The sequence below is a fragment of the Priestia sp. SIMBA_032 genome (genome assembly GCF_046535215.1).
Taxonomy (GTDB): Bacteria; Bacillota; Bacilli; order Bacillales; family Bacillaceae_H; genus Priestia; species Priestia aryabhattai.
This window is the reverse complement of record NZ_JAWRXD010001116.1, coordinates 1-253: the sequence shown is the minus strand read 5'-3', so window position 1 is coordinate 253 and position 253 is coordinate 1. Positions and strand designations below refer to the sequence as shown.

Annotated in this window: 1 protein-coding gene; it reads left to right on the top strand. The window is 71.9% G+C overall.

Features of this window, described 5'->3' with window-relative positions:
- The coding region (locus tag SB717_RS37795; RefSeq protein ID WP_410908296.1) for a hypothetical protein at window positions 1-216 on the top strand (216 nt) is incomplete at its 5' end.
- Between the last annotated feature and the right edge of the window lie 37 nt (window positions 217-253).

The window sequence follows — 253 nt, the reverse complement described above, 5'->3', positions numbered from 1 at the left end:
ATCGTCGCCGTCGCCGCCCGGCTGGGCACGCGCGCGACGCGGTGGCTGTCCATCCACGTCGGCCGCGACGCGCCAGAGTCGGCGGACGGAATGCTGACGGACCACGCGCTGGACTTCGTCCGTCTGGTGCGGGCGGGCGAGCTGACCCCGTCGGGGAGCGAGAGCTGGGTGCTGCAGACGGTCTGCGGTCAGGGCAGCGGGCTGACGGCACGATAGAGGTGTGGAGGAGAAGCGAGTGAACGACGGTCGGTCC